Raw genomic sequence first — 14,740 nt, 5'->3', positions numbered from 1 at the left:
GTAAGCTTTGCACAGGCAGTTCTATATAGAGATGCTGGGTTTGATGTTGTTTGGATTGATATGCTTTGGATCTTTGTTATAGGTATGATCTTTTTTCTTGTAACACTTGCGATTTTTAGACGCAGTTTAGAGAAAGGATGATGACTCACTGGAGATAAAATAATTTTAACCATTATTTTGCTACAATCGCTCAAATAGTAAACACTAAGGTAATATATGAAAATAGCAATAATGGGTGCGATGCCAGAAGAGGTAGCACCAATACTAAAGAGATTAAAAGATTATAAAACAACGGAGTATGCTGGAAATAAGTACTATGAAGCTACTTATAATGGCGTTGAGTTAGTCATAGCCTATAGTAAGATTGGTAAAGTCTTCTCAGCACTTACTGCATCTACTATGATAGAGCATTTTGGAGCAGAAAAACTACTTTTTTCAGGAGTAGCAGGTGCGGTATCACCTAAGTTAAAAGTTGGAGACTTAATTGTAGCTACAAAATTAGCTCAACACGATCTTGATATTACGGCATTTGGACACCCTTTTGGGTACGTTCCTGAGGGAAGTGTTTTTGTTGAGACTGATAAATCTCTTATAGAGATAAGTAAAGTGGTAGCAAATGAGATGGGTAAAAGTGTTGTTGAGGGTATTATCGCAACTGGAGATCAGTTTGTTGCAAATGAAGATAGAAAGAACTGGATAGGCTCAACTTTTGGTGCTGATGCCCTTGAGATGGAAGGCGGAAGTGTTGCAGTTGTTTGTGATGCGCTGGGAGTTGATTTTTTTATCCTCCGTGCTATTAGTGATGCTGCGGATATGGATGCAAGTTTCTCTTTTGATGAGTTTTTAGAGACTAGTGCAAAAGAGAGTGCTGAGTTTGTTATGAAAATGGTAGATAAAATAGTTCTTTCATTAGATAATGCAAAAAACTAATATAGTCTAATATGCCAATTATAATTTCTAAAAAAATTATGTCAAAACTAGGTCGCACTAATGCCGAGTTTAACTTAATAGAAGAGGGCGATAAGATTTTAGTAGGACTTAGTGGTGGGAAAGATTCACTCACTATGATCCATGCAATGAAAGAGCAGCAAAGACGTGCACCATTTAAGTTTGAGTTTTTGGCTGTAACGGTTGGCTATGGTATGGGAGAAAACTACGATGCTCTTATCGCACATTGTAAAGAGTATGAGATAGATCATATATTTCATGATACTCAGATCTATGATCTAGCCAAAGAGAAGATAAGAAAAAACTCATCTTTTTGTAGCTTTTTCTCAAGAATGAGAAGAGGAACACTATATGGAGTTGCAGAGAAACATGGCTGTAATAAGTTAGCACTAGGACATCATATGGATGATGCTGCTGAGAGTTTTTTTATGAACTTTATTTATAATGGTCAAATGCGATCCCTCGCACCAAAATATAGAGCAGATAATGGACTTATTGTCATTCGTCCACTCATACAGATGCGAGAGAGGCAGTTAAGAGCATTTGTTGAGGACAACAATATAGCAGCAATTGGCGATGAAGCTTGTCCTGCTATGCGCTTTGACATAAAGATGCCACACGCTAGAGCAAGCACAAAAGAGATGCTCTCTCAGATGGAAAAAGAATTTCCATCATTATTTACTTCAATGAATGCTGCGTTTAAGAATATTTCAGTTGATAGTTTTTTCGATAATGAGAGGTTTAGTATTTAGTTACTAAACCTTTTTCATCTTTTTCAATTTGAGATTTTTTACTCAACAGAGTATCATCTTTTAAGTTTTGCAGAAATTCTAAAATATTTTGTTGGTAAGATAGAGTGTCTATATCTCTAGTTATCTCGGTGAGTGGTTTTAAAGACTCTATATCTATTTTTTTTGCATATCTTGGGATGATTTTTAACTCTTTTTGAATGTGTAAAACTAAAGTATCTATATCTAAACCATTAGGATCTTGTACTTTTTTCACTAGTTCTTTTGTTGTTAGTGTTAAGAGGTTTGCTCTATCTTTATCATCTTTGTAAATATCCATAGCGATTTTTTCAACTATAGTGTAGTTTTCTTCATCCACGTCTTCATTTGATGAGATAATGAGTGCAAATATTTTAGCACGAAACTCTAAAGAGCCATGATGGTGAACAAAAAACTCACGAAAAGCACTGAAAAAGTGGTGTTTTAGCCGAAAACTAAGCTTCATTTCTATCCTTAGGCAAGACTTAAAATCGATATATATATGGTATTATACATCTTTGAATTTAAAATACAATTTTATAGGTGAAAAATGTGCTAAATGATAATGATTATGTAGTGTTGAAAAATTCTTTTATAGAGTCGCAAAGACTTTTTGATAAGTTAAATGTTGTAGCAGATCAAGCTAAAGAGATTGAGTATGATGAGAGTGGCCTTTTTTTTGAAGATGAAGAGAGAGTTCAAAGACATTGGTTGAAACTTAGTTCAAAAATTATAGATGCACTCTCTATCGCTTTAGAATCTTATAAAATAGAGCTTTTAAAAAATAAAAATTTAGAGACAAGAGAGTTAAGTATAAACCTTCTCAAAGATGATGAGATTAGTAAGATCTTAGTTGATTATAGCAAAGATGGTGCTATAAATATCACACAAATTAGTTAAGGAAAGCGTAAAATGGGTAGAGCCTTTGAATATAGAAAAGCATCAAAATTAAAGAGATGGGGAGCAATGTCAAAGTTGTTTCCAAAATTAGGAAAAATTATTACAATTGCAGCAAAAGAGGGAAGTAGTGATCCTGATATGAATGCAAAACTTCGTACAGCGATTCTTAATGCTAAAGCTGAAAATATGCCAAAGGATAATATAGAAGCAGCTATAAAAAGAGCAACTGCTAAAGATATCAGCAACATGCTTGAAGTAAACTTCGAAGGTAAAGCACCTCATGGTGTTTTAATTTTTATAGAGTGTATGACAGATAATAATACTAGAACAGTTGCTAATATTAAAAATATACTAACTAAACATGGCGGAGAGTTGTTAACAAATGGCTCACTAGAGTTTATGTTTGATAGAAAAACAGTTATAGAATTCGAGTTAAAAGAGGATATTGATATCGAAGAGTTAGAACTTGAACTCATAGATTCAGGATTAGAAGAGATAGAAGCTGAAGATGGAATCTGCTTAGTTACAGGAGACTATACAAGTTTTGGTACTCTTACAGAGGCACTAGAGAACATGAATATAGAGATAAAAAAAGCAAATTTAGAGAGAATGGCAAACTCTCCAATAAGTATTACAGATGAACAACATGAAGAGATTGACAAGATTTTAGAGAAGCTTGATGATGATGAAGATGTACATAAAATTTTTACAAACATTATATAAATATCATAAGGAGCAAAAGCTCCTTATGATAGTAGGGACTATATGTCCCTACAACCCCCTGAAGCAAAAAAAACAAGTTTTTGAGAGAAAATTGCTGTAATGAACTATATAGATAGTACCTATACAGATACTCTTGAGGTAAAGCAATCAAAATTTATAGCTTTCCTTACTCCCTTCTCACAATATGAAAAAACCCTAACAGAGCTAAAACAAGAGCATCCAAAAGCTAGACACTTTGTTGTGGCATATAGACATCTAAATGAATATGAGCAAATTGTAGAATATTCAAGTGATGATGGTGAACCAAAGGGAACATCTGGAAGACCTTCTCTTTTTGTACTTCAAGGTGCCCAGCTTATAAATACGGCAGTAATAGTAGTTAGATACTTTGGTGGAACAAAACTAGGACCTGGTGGGCTTGTTCGTGCTTATAGTGATGTTATAAACTTGAGTCTGCTAAAAGCTAAACTCTTAGAATATAAAAAAGAAGAAGAAATAGAAATTCAGTTTGAATATTCAAATATTAGAATGGTTGAGTATGAGTGTGATGAGTTAAATATTGAGATTATTCAAAAGAGTTTTGACAACCAAACTCTATATAAAATAAAAGGATCTAAAGAGAGTATAGATTTGTTTTTAAAAAAAATGAATAGGCTAGTGGAAGTTATTTAACCGCCACTAACAGCAGAGCCCATCCCCCAGATAGGTAGAAATATACCAAGAGCTAGAAGTATAACCATAGCAGCAATAATAACGAGCATAATAGGCTCTATAGCATCTGAGAGACCATCTATAATAGCATCAAACTTCATCTTGTAATATTCTGCAACTTTTTGCATCATGGCATCTAATGTACCACTATCTTCTCCAGCTCTAACCATCTGAATAATCATATTTTCAAAAAGTTTTGTTTCACTAAGTCCAGTATTTAAAGTACCACCTTTTTCAACCGTAAATCTTACAGAAGATAGTTTCATCTTAAGTGGCAGGTTGTCTATCATAGAGATAGATGTCTCTAGAGCTTCTGCAATTGGAATACCAGCACGAACAAGTTCGGAAAAAACAAGAGTAAATCTGCTAAGGGTAGAGTACTTTATGATATTTTTTATAAGATATATTTTAAGAAGGGCTTTATGCCAGGCAAGTCTTATATGTTTGTAATTTGAGATAAGGTATTTAAAAAGCACAAAAGATAGAAACAAGCCTGCTATAACATATAGACCATAATTATTAAAGAGATGTTCTAGTGTTAGGAGTATTTGAGTTGGTAGAGGTAGTTCAGCATTTAGCTGTTCAAAAATATCTTTAAACTTTGGAACAACATAAGAGATAAGAATAGTAAAAGCTATAGCCATAGCAATCATTACATTTCGTGGATATGCCATCGCTTTTTTAAACTTGATAAAGTTTGAACGAATTTCTTCTAACATATTTGCTAAGGCATATAGCGCTTCATCAAGGTTACCAGTTTTTTCTCCTAGTTGAACCATCGCTATAGTTAAGTTTCCAAGCTCAAAACGAAAGTTTTCCATAGATGAAGAGAATGAGTGACCAGAATTTATATCATCTGCTAATTTACTAAAGACATATTTTAAAGCTTTGTCATCACTCGATGAGGCTATCTCACTAAGTGAATCATGTATAGAGATACCAGCATTTGTCATAACAGCTAACTGTCTAATAGCTGCTATAAGTGCATCTGGCTTGATTTTTCTTTTTTTTATATTTTGAGCAAAATTTGCTTTAAATCTTTTAAATTGTTCTTCTAAGGGTTCATTCTCTTCAACAACTTTTATAATAATGCCAGAGTATTTTAGTTTTGCATTATCATTAGCTTCTTTTCTATCTTTAGCATATAGTGGTACTTCTAATCGCTTACCTTTAGTTAAAATAGTTGCTACAAAGTATTTCATCCTTTTGCCACCCTAAGTACTTCTTCGATACTAGTGATTCCATCTAGTGCCTTTTGAATTCCATTTTCAAAAATACCAATAAAACCTTCATCTACAGCTTGTTTTAAAAGAGCTTCCTTAGATGCACCTTTAGCTATAAGAGATGAGAGATTGTCCGTAATATTTAAAACTTCACATATCATCTCTCTTCCCATATATCCTGTATCATTGCACTCTTTACATCCTTCACCTTTATAAAAAACATAATTTTCTGGTAGAAGATCACCTAGGTTTTCTATGACGGATGCTGGAATTTTTTCAATAACTTTACATTTAGTACAGATCTTTCTAACTAGTCTTTGTGCTTGAATTGCGACTAATGCACCACTTATGAGATAGTTCTCTATGCCCATATCAACCATACGAGGGATTGCACTAATAGAATCGTTTGTGTGGAGTGTTGAGATGACTAGGTGACCAGTAAGAGCAGCCTTAATAGCAATCTCAAGAGTCTCTTGATCTCTAATTTCACCTATCATAATCTTGTCTGGATCTTGTCTAAGGATAGATCTTAGTGCATCTCCAAAACTAAGTCCAATTTTAGGGTTAACTTGAACTTGCTGGATAAGATTCATTCTATACTCTACTGGATCTTCAACTGTAATAACTTTATCTTCAACATTTCTAAGTTCATTTAAAGCACCATAGAGTGTTGTGGTTTTACCACTTCCTGTTGGACCAGTTACAAGGATGATACCAAATGGTTCTTTTAGACCTTTTAGAAGTTTGTTATAGCTAAGTGTATCCATACCAGCATCTTCAAGTCGTACAAGAGCTTTTTCTTTGTCAAGAACACGCATAACAATGGACTCACCATATAAAATAGGAAGTGTTGATATACGAAAATCATACTCTCTATCTCCAACTTTAGTTGAAAAACGACCATCTTGAGGTTTTCTTCTCTCAGCAATATCTAGATTTGCTAGTAGTTTTAATCTTGAAGCCAAAGGAGGGTAGATATCTTTTTCAAAGATAAAAATCTCAGCTAGTTTTCCATCAATACGTCCACGAACTACACAGTTTTTCTCAGTCGGTTCTATATGAACATCACTTGCTCTACTACGAATACAAGCCTTCAAAATAACATCAATTAGTAGTAAAATAGAAGAAGCTTCTTGTTGCTCCTCTATAGAACTTATTGAGTTAAGTTCATCTCTTATTTTTTTTACTAAACCTTTTACGCTATCTTTTAGTTCAACTTTAAACAAATAAGATTGGATTTGCTTTTTTGTAGCTGTTGCAACTTTTACGATTTTTCGTGGAAAAACTCTTTGAAGTGCTTCTTGGGCTTCTATATTTAAGGGATCATTAAAAGCTATAGTTACAGACATATCGTCTTGAGAGACTGGAAGTGCAGTATATTTTTTAAGTTGAGCTAATGGAACATTATTTGTAAGTTTGTAGTCCATATCTATAGAGTCTAAGTCTAAAAAAGATACCTCTAGCTCACTAGAGAGTTTTTGTAAAACTTCTTTTTCATTTATGTAATCATAATTATCAATGATAGTGAGTTCATAAACACCATTTCTAATTTTTTCAACTATGAAGCGGATAAGCCTATCCATAGTCATAAATCCAGATAGAGTAATATCTCTTAATATTAAATCTGAACTTAGTCCTTTTGATAGTAGTCTATCAACTTGTGACTGCATAATAGAACCATTAGCAAGTAAGTCGTTTGTTATTCTATCCATGTTAATTTCACTTTACCAATATATGTGTTTTTTTATGATAATTGTATCATAAAACTCTTCAATGACTATTTTTTTTAGTTTTTCATCATTAGTAAGATATAGCTTATATGTTAATTTTTCATCATCTTTATCAACAAAAAAATAAACATCTCTTTGCTCATGTACACCAAGCTCAGTATAAAAATCAAAAACTCTAGAGAGTACATAATCAGTTGATGGAAATTTTAAAGAAGATAAATCATAACTGTCTACAAGTGCATGATATAGAAGCTTTTTTTGCATAAGTATAGTAGAGAGGTAAGCTGAATTAGCACGAGCTTCTTTTGAAAACTTTAGCATAGCTATAGGAACGGCAAGTCTATCTATATAATCAGAGTGAAGACAAGAAAAAGCGTATAGTGAAATAAATTCTTCATCTTTTTTATTATACTTAAAATTGTTAAAACCTAAAGTACAAGCTTCTTCAAACTTTTTGTTTTGATAAAAATTTAACATCTCTTGTTTTATGTCAGCATGTAAATTAAAAGCTAAAAGTATAAATAAAACTATTTTCATCTGAATTTTCCTCTTTGGATCTCTTCTAAGAGAGTCTTTGCTTGAGATGATTTAGAATGTGCAATATACCTTTGTAGAGTTTGTATAGCTTCGTCTTTTTTACCGAGTTTAACTAATGATTTTGCAAAAATAATCCAACTAGCATCTATATTATCGTTGATTCTATTTGTAATTAAAGCATAGTTATATGACTGATGATAATCCTCGATATCATAATATTTTTTAGCAATAAAAAGACTAAGTGCAGGGTTGTTGTTTTTGCTAAATCTCTTTAAAACATGGCTTAAATCGTCTTGAGTAATTTGTCTTTGTATTTTAATAGGATTACTTTTTTGGAGTTTTATCTCTTCAATAATAACTGGATCTGGTTCTTTTTTTGCAGGTTTTAAGATCTTTTCTTTTTTAGGAATTTCTTGTTTAATGCTTTCTTTTTTTTGATCTTTATGAATAACGCTTTGATAACTTACTTCATTAAAAGTTGAGCTGTGTTTTAAGTTTGACATAAAGTTTAAAGATGGAGAAAGAACAAGGTTTGGTTCTTTTTTTGGTATAACAACTTTTAAAGTTTCATTTTTTTCTACTACTTCTTTTTTAGGCGTGATTTTTGTTTCTTCAAGATGAGTTTGGACTGCTTGTTGGTTATGCTGTGCTTCATTGCTCTTAAACATATCAGAACTTTTAACAAACAAAACAACTACAAAAATGATACATAAACTAACAAATATTACGACATAAGGCAATAAAGTCTTTAGTTTATACGCTTTATACTTTCTTTCTAATTCATGTACATTAAGCATTGATAAGACCTGTGTGGATTGCTGACATTTCCACTATTTTTTTTGATATTTCATTTGTTTTAATACTACTAGGAGAGTTTTGTAAATACCACGAATAAATTTCAAAAAGAGAGTACAAAAGTTTGTTAGTATCTCTATAATTACCTTTAGTTAGTTTATATATAAAATTTACACTACGTTGATTAAACATATTTGCAGTATCAAAACAATTGGCTTTCATAAGTTTTTTTTGTATATAAATTTTGAGTTCATTGTTTAGAGCGTTTTCTAATTCTATAGTTTCCCAAATTCTAGTTTTAAAATGCTCTTTTGCAATTAGATCTTCTTTTTGAGTCTTGTGTAGTGTTATAACAAACTTTACACTTCTTGTATCTGATAGAAGTCTTATTTTTTCCATTTGAACAGTGGGATATAATTGAGCTTCATCCAAAAGAACTAAAGGCACTTCGGGATTGTCAATAGTGTGTTTTTTTACTATACTCATAAATTGCGTAAAATTTAATTCACCTTGATATTTTACATCAAAAAGATCTTGCGCAAGAGATTTAAAAAACTCATTTTCATCAAGAATTGGAGTCTGGTATATAATAACTTTTTGAGAAGTTGAGAGATCATGATAGAGTTTGTTCAAAAACATACTCTTACCAGTTCCTGGCTTACCATATAAAAGTATCATTTTTAGAGGTTTCTTAACGGAATCTTTTAAAGATTGATATATTGTTGATACACGATCTAGTTGGACGTAGTCTTTTGCATCAACAGAGTCAAGAAAAACACTCTTAGCATTTTCAAAGATGTTATTTTTCATCTTCCTCTTTCACTTTGTTAGACTTTGTATTGTTTTGAGCATCTATTGAAAGATTGTCCGTAATATTTGAGATAGAACTATTTTTTATACCAGCTATAGTATCAGTAATACCCTCATAGCCTAAATCACTAAGAGATAGATCATTGTTAGCTCTATCTATAATATGAGGTTCAATGACAATAACAAGCTCTTGAACTTGCTTTGTAGTCTCTTCATATTTAAAAAGATAATTAAGAATTGGAATATCTCCTAACAATGGAACTTTATTTGATTTTTGAATATTTTTTGAATTAATTAAACCACCTATAATAATTCTATTCCCATCTTTTACTGTTACAACAGAAGAGAGTTGGCGACGATCAAGATCAGGCGGCATAATTCTATCTGCTGAAGTTTGCTGCGACATATCTTGTGCTGTCTCAGAGAGTGAAGGGTTTATTTTTAATGTGATAGTCTTATCATCAGCAATTTCAGGTGTAATATCTAAAAGAACTCCAGCAAAAACAGACTGAACATTTTCATTTTGAGTTGTAGCTGCAACTCCACCACCAGTTCCTTGTTGGTTTGTTTCAGATTTTATTTTGTAAAAATACTCTGTTCCTGCAGTTATCAGAGCTGGTTGATTGTTAAGGGTTAAAACTTTTGGGTTTGATATTGAGACAACATCTCCTTGAGTTTTTAGAAATTTTATAACTTCATTTAAACTGCCTTTTGCTCCTAGACGAAAAATACTAGCAGAAGCACCACCAGCGGAATTTAAGGCAAACTCATCAAAAGAAGTGCCTGTGTTTTGTGCAGTAGAGGTAAATTTATTTACATCTTTAGTAATTAAGTTATCAAAAGCCAAGTCAATATTTTGCAGTGCATAGAGTTGTTGCCAATCCACACCGGTAGTTTTACCTTCACTCATAGTAACTGAGAGAAGTTGAACATCAATTAAAACTTGTAGTTGAACTTTGTCTTGAAGCTTTTCTAAATAATTTTCAAGTCTATGCATCTGTTTAACTGTAGCTGTAATAGTAATAAGCCCAGCATTTTTGTTAATAATGGGAGCATCAGCTTGATAAATATCTTGAGGTCTATTTATAACTCTTTGAAGTTCTAAGTCAAGCTCTTCCCAAAATATAACTTCATCACTAGACTCTATTTTTATTCCTGATTCTGCTGAAGAACTACCACCATTAGCACCTCTAGAATTTGTAGTGCTTGTGTTACCTCCAGTAGTTGTTCCAGAGTTACTCTTTGCAGATGAAGAACTTAGAGTTATATTTGTACTACCAGTGCCTTTTCTTTGTGAGAGAATATAATCTATACCAAAAACTTTTGTATTTAAATATGAAATTTTGAGCACATTGTTTTGCAGTTCATAGTAAAGGTTATTTTCTTTTAGAATAATATTTAATACTTCATCTATAGTTAAATTTTTAAGATGAGTTTTATTTAGTTGAGTTTCTAAAAATTTCTGAGCATGAGGATCAGTTACAATAACACTAAACTCACATTCATCACTAAGTTGCTCTATAAAATCTATGATCTTTGTATCTTTCGTAGAACTTATGCTAAATAGCTCATAAGAACAATCAGCACTTAAGCTACTTGATAAAAGAAGTGTAAAAAGTGACCCGTAAACTATTTTTTCTATAAATTTCATTCTCTTATCCTATTTAAATTTTAAATTTTTATTTTGATCGTTAGTAGTAAGAACTAACTTTTGGCTGCCTTTTGTTAAGACAACATTCGTCCTTGTGATGCTTGACACCAAAAAACCTGCGATGTTTTGATTTACTCTATACCATTCTCCATTAATGAGTGCAGAGTTGTTTATGATAGCACTAAGTTTCATAGATTGAGGTGTTTGCTTTATAGCGCTGATAGTTGATGTAGTAGAAGATTTTTTAATACTTGCTTTTGCAACATGAGCTACTTTTTTGTTTTTGCTTTTTTCAGAACTTTTTTTGTAAAATATAAACGGATCTTGTATCTTTAAGATTTCAGAATTATTCATACCAATTCTTGCCGGTTTGATTGCATCTACTTGAGTATCAACCCATGAAAGTTCATTTGCACTAAGAGCAACTTGAAAAAACAAGAGAGATGCTATGATGATTTTGTATATTTTCATTAGTATGTAATCCCCCAAACTGAAATAGATAGATCTGTGTCAAGTCTTTCATTTGCTTTTATTTTTACTTTATGAATATCTACTACTAACTCACTTTGCTCTAATGAGTTTATAAATCTTAGCGTATTTGTATACTTAGCAGTTGTTTTTAACTCTATATCTAAAATATGTCCAAAAGACTTGTCTGTTTTAGCATACTCATTTGTAAAGTCTACAATTTTAATACCATATTTTTTAGCATTTGTAGAGATAGAGTGTAGATATTCACCCCAAGTTCTCTCATCATAAATAAGTGAAGAGATAGTCTCTATTTTACTTTTTATGTATGCATTATTATTTTTATGTATCTCAAGATTATTATTTAACTTTTTAATCTCTAGATCCAAACTGGCAATTTTGCTCTCTGGATTTACTTGTAGGTAGGCTTTATCAGCATTTATTTTAGAAGTTATTTGGTTTATTTGCTTATTTGTCTCTTTAAAGGCTGCTTCTGAGCTATCCCAAAAAAGAAGGTATGAAAATGCGAAAATCACACCAAAAACCATAATATATGTCATATATATGTCTTTTTGACTTTTATTTTTAAAAGAAGCATCTATACTTTGTAAGTAGTCTTCAATATTTATTTTCATAATATAACCACCTTTAACTCACTAAAGTATTGATTTGGATCATCTTTAAGCTCTATTCGTCTTAGGGAAAAATCATATCTCCCTTCATATGCTTTTGTTAAGTATTCTACCATTTGAGTGATTTTTTTATCTTTTTTAGAAAGTAGATTTAGTGTAAAAGTTTTTTTATCCTTATCTTCATCATAAGTAATAGAGTCTACTTTTATGGTAAATTTATTTAAGTCTTTTGTAAACATAGAGAGAAGCTTTGCTTTCATAGGATAGTTTACTTTTACATCATGGATCTTAACAAGAGTTGACTTTTTCTCTGCATAATCTTTTTTTTCTTGTTGTAGAAGAGTTGCAACTTTAGTTTTATCTGCTTCTTTGTTTTTGATTATAGCTTCCCTTGTAATTTTTATATTGTGAAGCTCTGTGTACTCTGTTTCTAGCAATTTATATTGCAAATTTTGTGCATATGTTAAAGTCCAATATGTAAAAGGATATACAAAAGCAATAACCAAAGAAGCAGCGCTCAACATAAATAATTTACCACTTTGTCTTTGCATAAACTCTGGTGGTCTATGATATGGTGTAAAGTTACAGTTGTACTTTTGATCTTTTGGTAGTGTTGTATATATATGCATCAAAGAGTGAAGCTGATCTATATATACACCATCGCTCTCAAAACCATAATTAAAATCATAACTACTAGATTCAACGCCAAGTTCAACTTCACTCATTTCATCTAGTTTTGTTATAGTTTGAATTTGAGAGTCTATATAAATATGTTCTATTGTTTTTAATTCATAAGCTCTTTTTACATAAGTTAAAATATCACTAATGTTTGCAAATATCTCTTTATATAGTTTAATAAAATACTCTTTATAGTCACTAAGCGTATCTTTTAGGTTGTGGTTACTAAGAAAGTCCATAAAATCTTCATAAAGGACTCTCTCTCCATAAAGCTCACAAAATCTCTCATGCATCTGTAAAAATGAGAAGTTTATGGATTTTGTATATAAAAACTCTTGTTCACTATATATTGTGATAGAAGCATCATTTTCTTGAAAGTATATAAAAGCATTTACACCACTAGACTCTAAAATCTCTTTTTCATAAAGAGATTTTAGTAGTAAAGGAGAAGGGATGATGGTATCTATATACTTAATCTTTGAGACAACATTAGCAAAAGTCTCTTGAAGTTCTAAAGGATCAACTATAAAGACATGAAAGTTTCTATCATCTTCATCAAGTGAATTAAATGTTTCTATAAACTGTACTTGATAGCTAACTGCTTGATCAAGAGCTAACTCATCATAAACTTTGTTATTGATGGCATCATAAAGATCTTCATCAGAGATATTTTTAGATATTGATATTTGCGATGTTATGAAACTTTTAGTATTTAGGTAAGAGATTGCGTACTGGTCTTTAGAGTATTTTGGCGAACTTTCCTGAGAAAGGAAACTAGACGCACCACTAAAGTAACTATCTTTGTATGGATTAACAGAAACTACGCTTGAGAAAGAGTGTTTTGTTTTTTTCTTCATTACTTAAGGTCCTATTTAAAATAAGCCATTGCCATAGAGTAAAACTTACCATCTTTGTAAAATTCTACTCTATATAGTTTTTGACTTTTATCTACAGAAAAGTTTTTATCTAAGTTTTTTAGGCTTATATCAACTCCACTTTCACTAGCAGAACTTGATCTATAACCTATAATATTTACACGAAACTTACTGTTATTAACTATGTGAAAATCGTCAGTTACAAAAAAAGTTGAAGTAAAATTGACAGATTCTAACTTACCATCAATAATAACATCAAAATTTTCTTCACTTTTTTTCACAATTTCAAAATATTGAGGTCTTAATGTTGTGATTTTTTTATTACCAAGATAAACAACAAAACTACCATTGGTTTTCTTTATACTCCCTAGTATATGAGAAAACTTAAATACATTACTAGATGATTTTAGCGGAATATAACTTAAGTAAGGTTTTATATCATGTAAGTTTAATGATATATTGTTATTAATATTTAAAACTCCATATTGTGAAAGTATTTTGTCTAACTCTTTTTCATTTAAATCAAATTCTCTTTTGTAGTCTATATTCATAATCTTCATAAATTCTTCTATGGCTAGGAGTTGATAAAATACTTTTTGAGATAGTGTTGGGAGATGTTTACTTGTTTCTATAGCAAAAGCTGGCTTATTGTTTGTAACTGCAAAGTATGTAAGTGAAAGTTGCATAGCTTCATCTTCAAATTTTGTATTTGTATTTCTAACACCTAGGGTATGATGTTGTTTTATAAGTTTTTTATTTATGTTTTGAGTAACAATAGATGCTATTGAATCTAGATTTCCAAACTCTTGTTCTTGCTGGAGTTTGTTTTGATCTATCACACAAGTTTGTCCCCATGCATTAGGATTGAAGATGTTTCCTTGATGTTCTTTTCTATAAAAGCCATTTCCATCATGTAGGTTTAAAACCAAAGAGATATTCTCTTGTAAAATGATTTTTTTAATCTCTTCTACTCTCTTTTTATCCTTATCACTATCTTTTACAAAGGAGAATTTTCTATTCATATCTCCATACAAACCTCTTTGATTTACTTGGATACTAGGTCTGTTAAGATCTGGGACTATCCAAAGATTTTTAGAGAGTATCTTGTAGTGAGTTGCAAGGACAGAGGCTGCAAAATATCCACCAGGTTCATCTCCGTGGATACCTCCTATAACCAGAAGCGTAGTATTTGAGTCGCTATTTTGCTTTTTTATGAGTTGCACCTCTGAAGATGCATATAGATTTAAGCAAATAAGTAGAAAAATTGATAAAAATAGCTTTTTAAATAGCAT

The 14,740-nt window shown here is 31.2% G+C and carries 16 protein-coding genes; 5 read left to right on the top strand and 11 right to left on the bottom strand.

Features of this window, described 5'->3' with window-relative positions:
• Positions 1-216: 216 nt before the first annotated feature.
• Together M0Q24_RS03060 and M0Q24_RS03055 are read left to right on the top strand one after the other, a co-directional pair.
• Positions 217-930: a 5'-methylthioadenosine/adenosylhomocysteine nucleosidase gene (locus tag M0Q24_RS03060; RefSeq protein ID WP_295047074.1), complete on the top strand. Its 714-nt coding sequence runs from the start codon at positions 217-219 to the stop codon at positions 928-930.
• An 11-nt stretch (positions 931-941) separates the two neighbouring features.
• Complete coding sequence (locus tag M0Q24_RS03055; RefSeq protein WP_295047070.1) at positions 942-1,700, top strand: ATP-binding protein; 759 nt, start codon at positions 942-944, stop codon at positions 1,698-1,700.
• Here the strand turns inward: M0Q24_RS03055 and M0Q24_RS03050 are convergent.
• Positions 1,690-2,181, bottom strand: coding sequence for a hypothetical protein (locus tag M0Q24_RS03050; protein ID WP_295047068.1), 492 nt, complete (start codon positions 2,179-2,181; stop codon positions 1,690-1,692). The two genes, M0Q24_RS03055 and M0Q24_RS03050, sit on opposite strands and share 11 nt — an antisense overlap.
• 86 nt (positions 2,182-2,267) lie before the next feature.
• On the opposite strand from M0Q24_RS03050, the gene M0Q24_RS03045 reads away from it, so the two are divergent.
• The 3 genes from M0Q24_RS03045 (at position 2,268) to M0Q24_RS03035 (ending at position 4,010) form a co-directional block, all read left to right on the top strand.
• A complete protein-coding gene (locus tag M0Q24_RS03045) occupies positions 2,268-2,615 on the top strand; it encodes a hypothetical protein (protein WP_295047064.1) in 348 nt (115 codons plus the stop codon).
• Between the two features lie 12 nt (positions 2,616-2,627).
• On the top strand, positions 2,628-3,338 hold the full coding sequence (locus M0Q24_RS03040) for a YebC/PmpR family DNA-binding transcriptional regulator (RefSeq protein WP_295047061.1): 711 nt from the start codon (positions 2,628-2,630) through the stop codon (positions 3,336-3,338).
• Positions 3,339-3,437: 99 nt separating this feature from the next.
• Positions 3,438-4,010 carry a YigZ family protein gene (locus M0Q24_RS03035; RefSeq protein ID WP_295047058.1) on the top strand — a complete coding sequence of 191 codons (573 nt, stop codon included), beginning with the start codon at positions 3,438-3,440 and terminating at the stop codon, positions 4,008-4,010.
• On the opposite strand, the gene M0Q24_RS03030 is transcribed toward M0Q24_RS03035, so the two are convergent.
• The 10 genes from M0Q24_RS03030 to M0Q24_RS02985 form a co-directional block, all read right to left on the bottom strand.
• Positions 4,007-5,251 (bottom strand): type II secretion system F family protein, encoded by a 1,245-nt coding sequence (locus M0Q24_RS03030; RefSeq protein ID WP_295047055.1) that lies wholly within the window; start codon positions 5,249-5,251, stop codon positions 4,007-4,009. The two genes, M0Q24_RS03035 and M0Q24_RS03030, sit on opposite strands and share 4 nt — an antisense overlap.
• The gene (locus M0Q24_RS03025; RefSeq protein WP_295047052.1) at positions 5,248-6,984 is read right to left on the bottom strand and encodes a GspE/PulE family protein; all 1,737 of its coding nucleotides are present in this window, start codon (positions 6,982-6,984) and stop codon (positions 5,248-5,250) included. Before M0Q24_RS03025 ends, M0Q24_RS03030 begins: the two co-directional genes overlap by 4 nt.
• 12 nt (positions 6,985-6,996) lie before the next feature.
• Entirely contained in the window at positions 6,997-7,539 is a 543-nt protein-coding gene (locus M0Q24_RS03020) for a hypothetical protein (protein ID WP_295047048.1), read from the bottom strand.
• Positions 7,536-8,207: a CDC27 family protein gene (locus tag M0Q24_RS03015; RefSeq protein WP_295047045.1), complete on the bottom strand. Its 672-nt coding sequence runs from the start codon at positions 8,205-8,207 to the stop codon at positions 7,536-7,538. The genes M0Q24_RS03020 and M0Q24_RS03015 overlap by 4 nt, the downstream gene beginning before the upstream one ends.
• 121 nt (positions 8,208-8,328) lie before the next feature.
• Positions 8,329-9,144, bottom strand: coding sequence for an ATP-binding protein (locus tag M0Q24_RS03010; RefSeq protein ID WP_295047042.1), 816 nt, complete (start codon positions 9,142-9,144; stop codon positions 8,329-8,331).
• The gene (gene mshL, locus M0Q24_RS03005) at positions 9,134-10,795 is read right to left on the bottom strand and encodes a pilus (MSHA type) biogenesis protein MshL (protein WP_295047040.1); all 1,662 of its coding nucleotides are present in this window, start codon (positions 10,793-10,795) and stop codon (positions 9,134-9,136) included. Before mshL ends, M0Q24_RS03010 begins: the two co-directional genes overlap by 11 nt.
• A 9-nt stretch (positions 10,796-10,804) precedes the next feature.
• Entirely contained in the window at positions 10,805-11,266 is a 462-nt protein-coding gene (locus M0Q24_RS03000; protein WP_295047038.1) for a hypothetical protein, read from the bottom strand.
• Entirely contained in the window at positions 11,266-11,898 is a 633-nt protein-coding gene (gene pilO / locus M0Q24_RS02995) for a type 4a pilus biogenesis protein PilO (RefSeq protein ID WP_295047035.1), read from the bottom strand. Before pilO ends, M0Q24_RS03000 begins: the two co-directional genes overlap by 1 nt.
• Positions 11,895-13,430 carry a hypothetical protein gene (locus M0Q24_RS02990; RefSeq protein ID WP_295047032.1) on the bottom strand — a complete coding sequence of 512 codons (1,536 nt, stop codon included), beginning with the start codon at positions 13,428-13,430 and terminating at the stop codon, positions 11,895-11,897. Before M0Q24_RS02990 ends, pilO begins: the two co-directional genes overlap by 4 nt.
• 11 nt (positions 13,431-13,441) lie before the next feature.
• Positions 13,442-14,740, bottom strand: coding sequence for a M99 family carboxypeptidase catalytic domain-containing protein (locus tag M0Q24_RS02985; RefSeq protein ID WP_295047029.1), 1,299 nt, complete (start codon positions 14,738-14,740; stop codon positions 13,442-13,444).

Source organism: Sulfurimonas sp., assembly GCF_023228785.1.
Taxonomy (GTDB): Bacteria; Campylobacterota; Campylobacteria; order Campylobacterales; family Sulfurimonadaceae; genus Sulfurimonas.
Note: the sequence above shows the minus strand (reverse complement) of the source record. Positions and strands in the feature narration are given on the sequence as shown.

Coding starts and splice junctions, on each gene's coding strand:
- M0Q24_RS03060 (WP_295047074.1), top strand. CDS start 217: ATGAAAATAGCAATAATGGGTGCGATGCCAGAAGAGGTAGCACCAATA.
- M0Q24_RS03055 (WP_295047070.1), top strand. CDS start 942: ATGCCAATTATAATTTCTAAAAAAATTATGTCAAAACTAGGTCGCACT.
- M0Q24_RS03050 (WP_295047068.1), bottom strand. CDS start 2,181: ATGAAGCTTAGTTTTCGGCTAAAACACCACTTTTTCAGTGCTTTTCGT.
- M0Q24_RS03040 (WP_295047061.1), top strand. CDS start 2,628: ATGGGTAGAGCCTTTGAATATAGAAAAGCATCAAAATTAAAGAGATGG.
- M0Q24_RS03035 (WP_295047058.1), top strand. CDS start 3,438: ATGAACTATATAGATAGTACCTATACAGATACTCTTGAGGTAAAGCAA.
- M0Q24_RS03030 (WP_295047055.1), bottom strand. CDS start 5,251: ATGAAATACTTTGTAGCAACTATTTTAACTAAAGGTAAGCGATTAGAA.
- M0Q24_RS03025 (WP_295047052.1), bottom strand. CDS start 6,984: ATGGATAGAATAACAAACGACTTACTTGCTAATGGTTCTATTATGCAG.
- M0Q24_RS03020 (WP_295047048.1), bottom strand. CDS start 7,539: ATGAAAATAGTTTTATTTATACTTTTAGCTTTTAATTTACATGCTGAC.
- M0Q24_RS03015 (WP_295047045.1), bottom strand. CDS start 8,207: ATGTTTAAGAGCAATGAAGCACAGCATAACCAACAAGCAGTCCAAACT.
- M0Q24_RS03010 (WP_295047042.1), bottom strand. CDS start 9,144: ATGAAAAATAACATCTTTGAAAATGCTAAGAGTGTTTTTCTTGACTCT.
- mshL (WP_295047040.1), bottom strand. CDS start 10,795: ATGAAATTTATAGAAAAAATAGTTTACGGGTCACTTTTTACACTTCTT.
- M0Q24_RS03000 (WP_295047038.1), bottom strand. CDS start 11,266: ATGAAAATATACAAAATCATCATAGCATCTCTCTTGTTTTTTCAAGTT.
- pilO (WP_295047035.1), bottom strand. CDS start 11,898: ATGAAAATAAATATTGAAGACTACTTACAAAGTATAGATGCTTCTTTT.
- M0Q24_RS02990 (WP_295047032.1), bottom strand. CDS start 13,430: ATGAAGAAAAAAACAAAACACTCTTTCTCAAGCGTAGTTTCTGTTAAT.
- M0Q24_RS02985 (WP_295047029.1), bottom strand. CDS start 14,740: ATGCTATTTAAAAAGCTATTTTTATCAATTTTTCTACTTATTTGCTTA.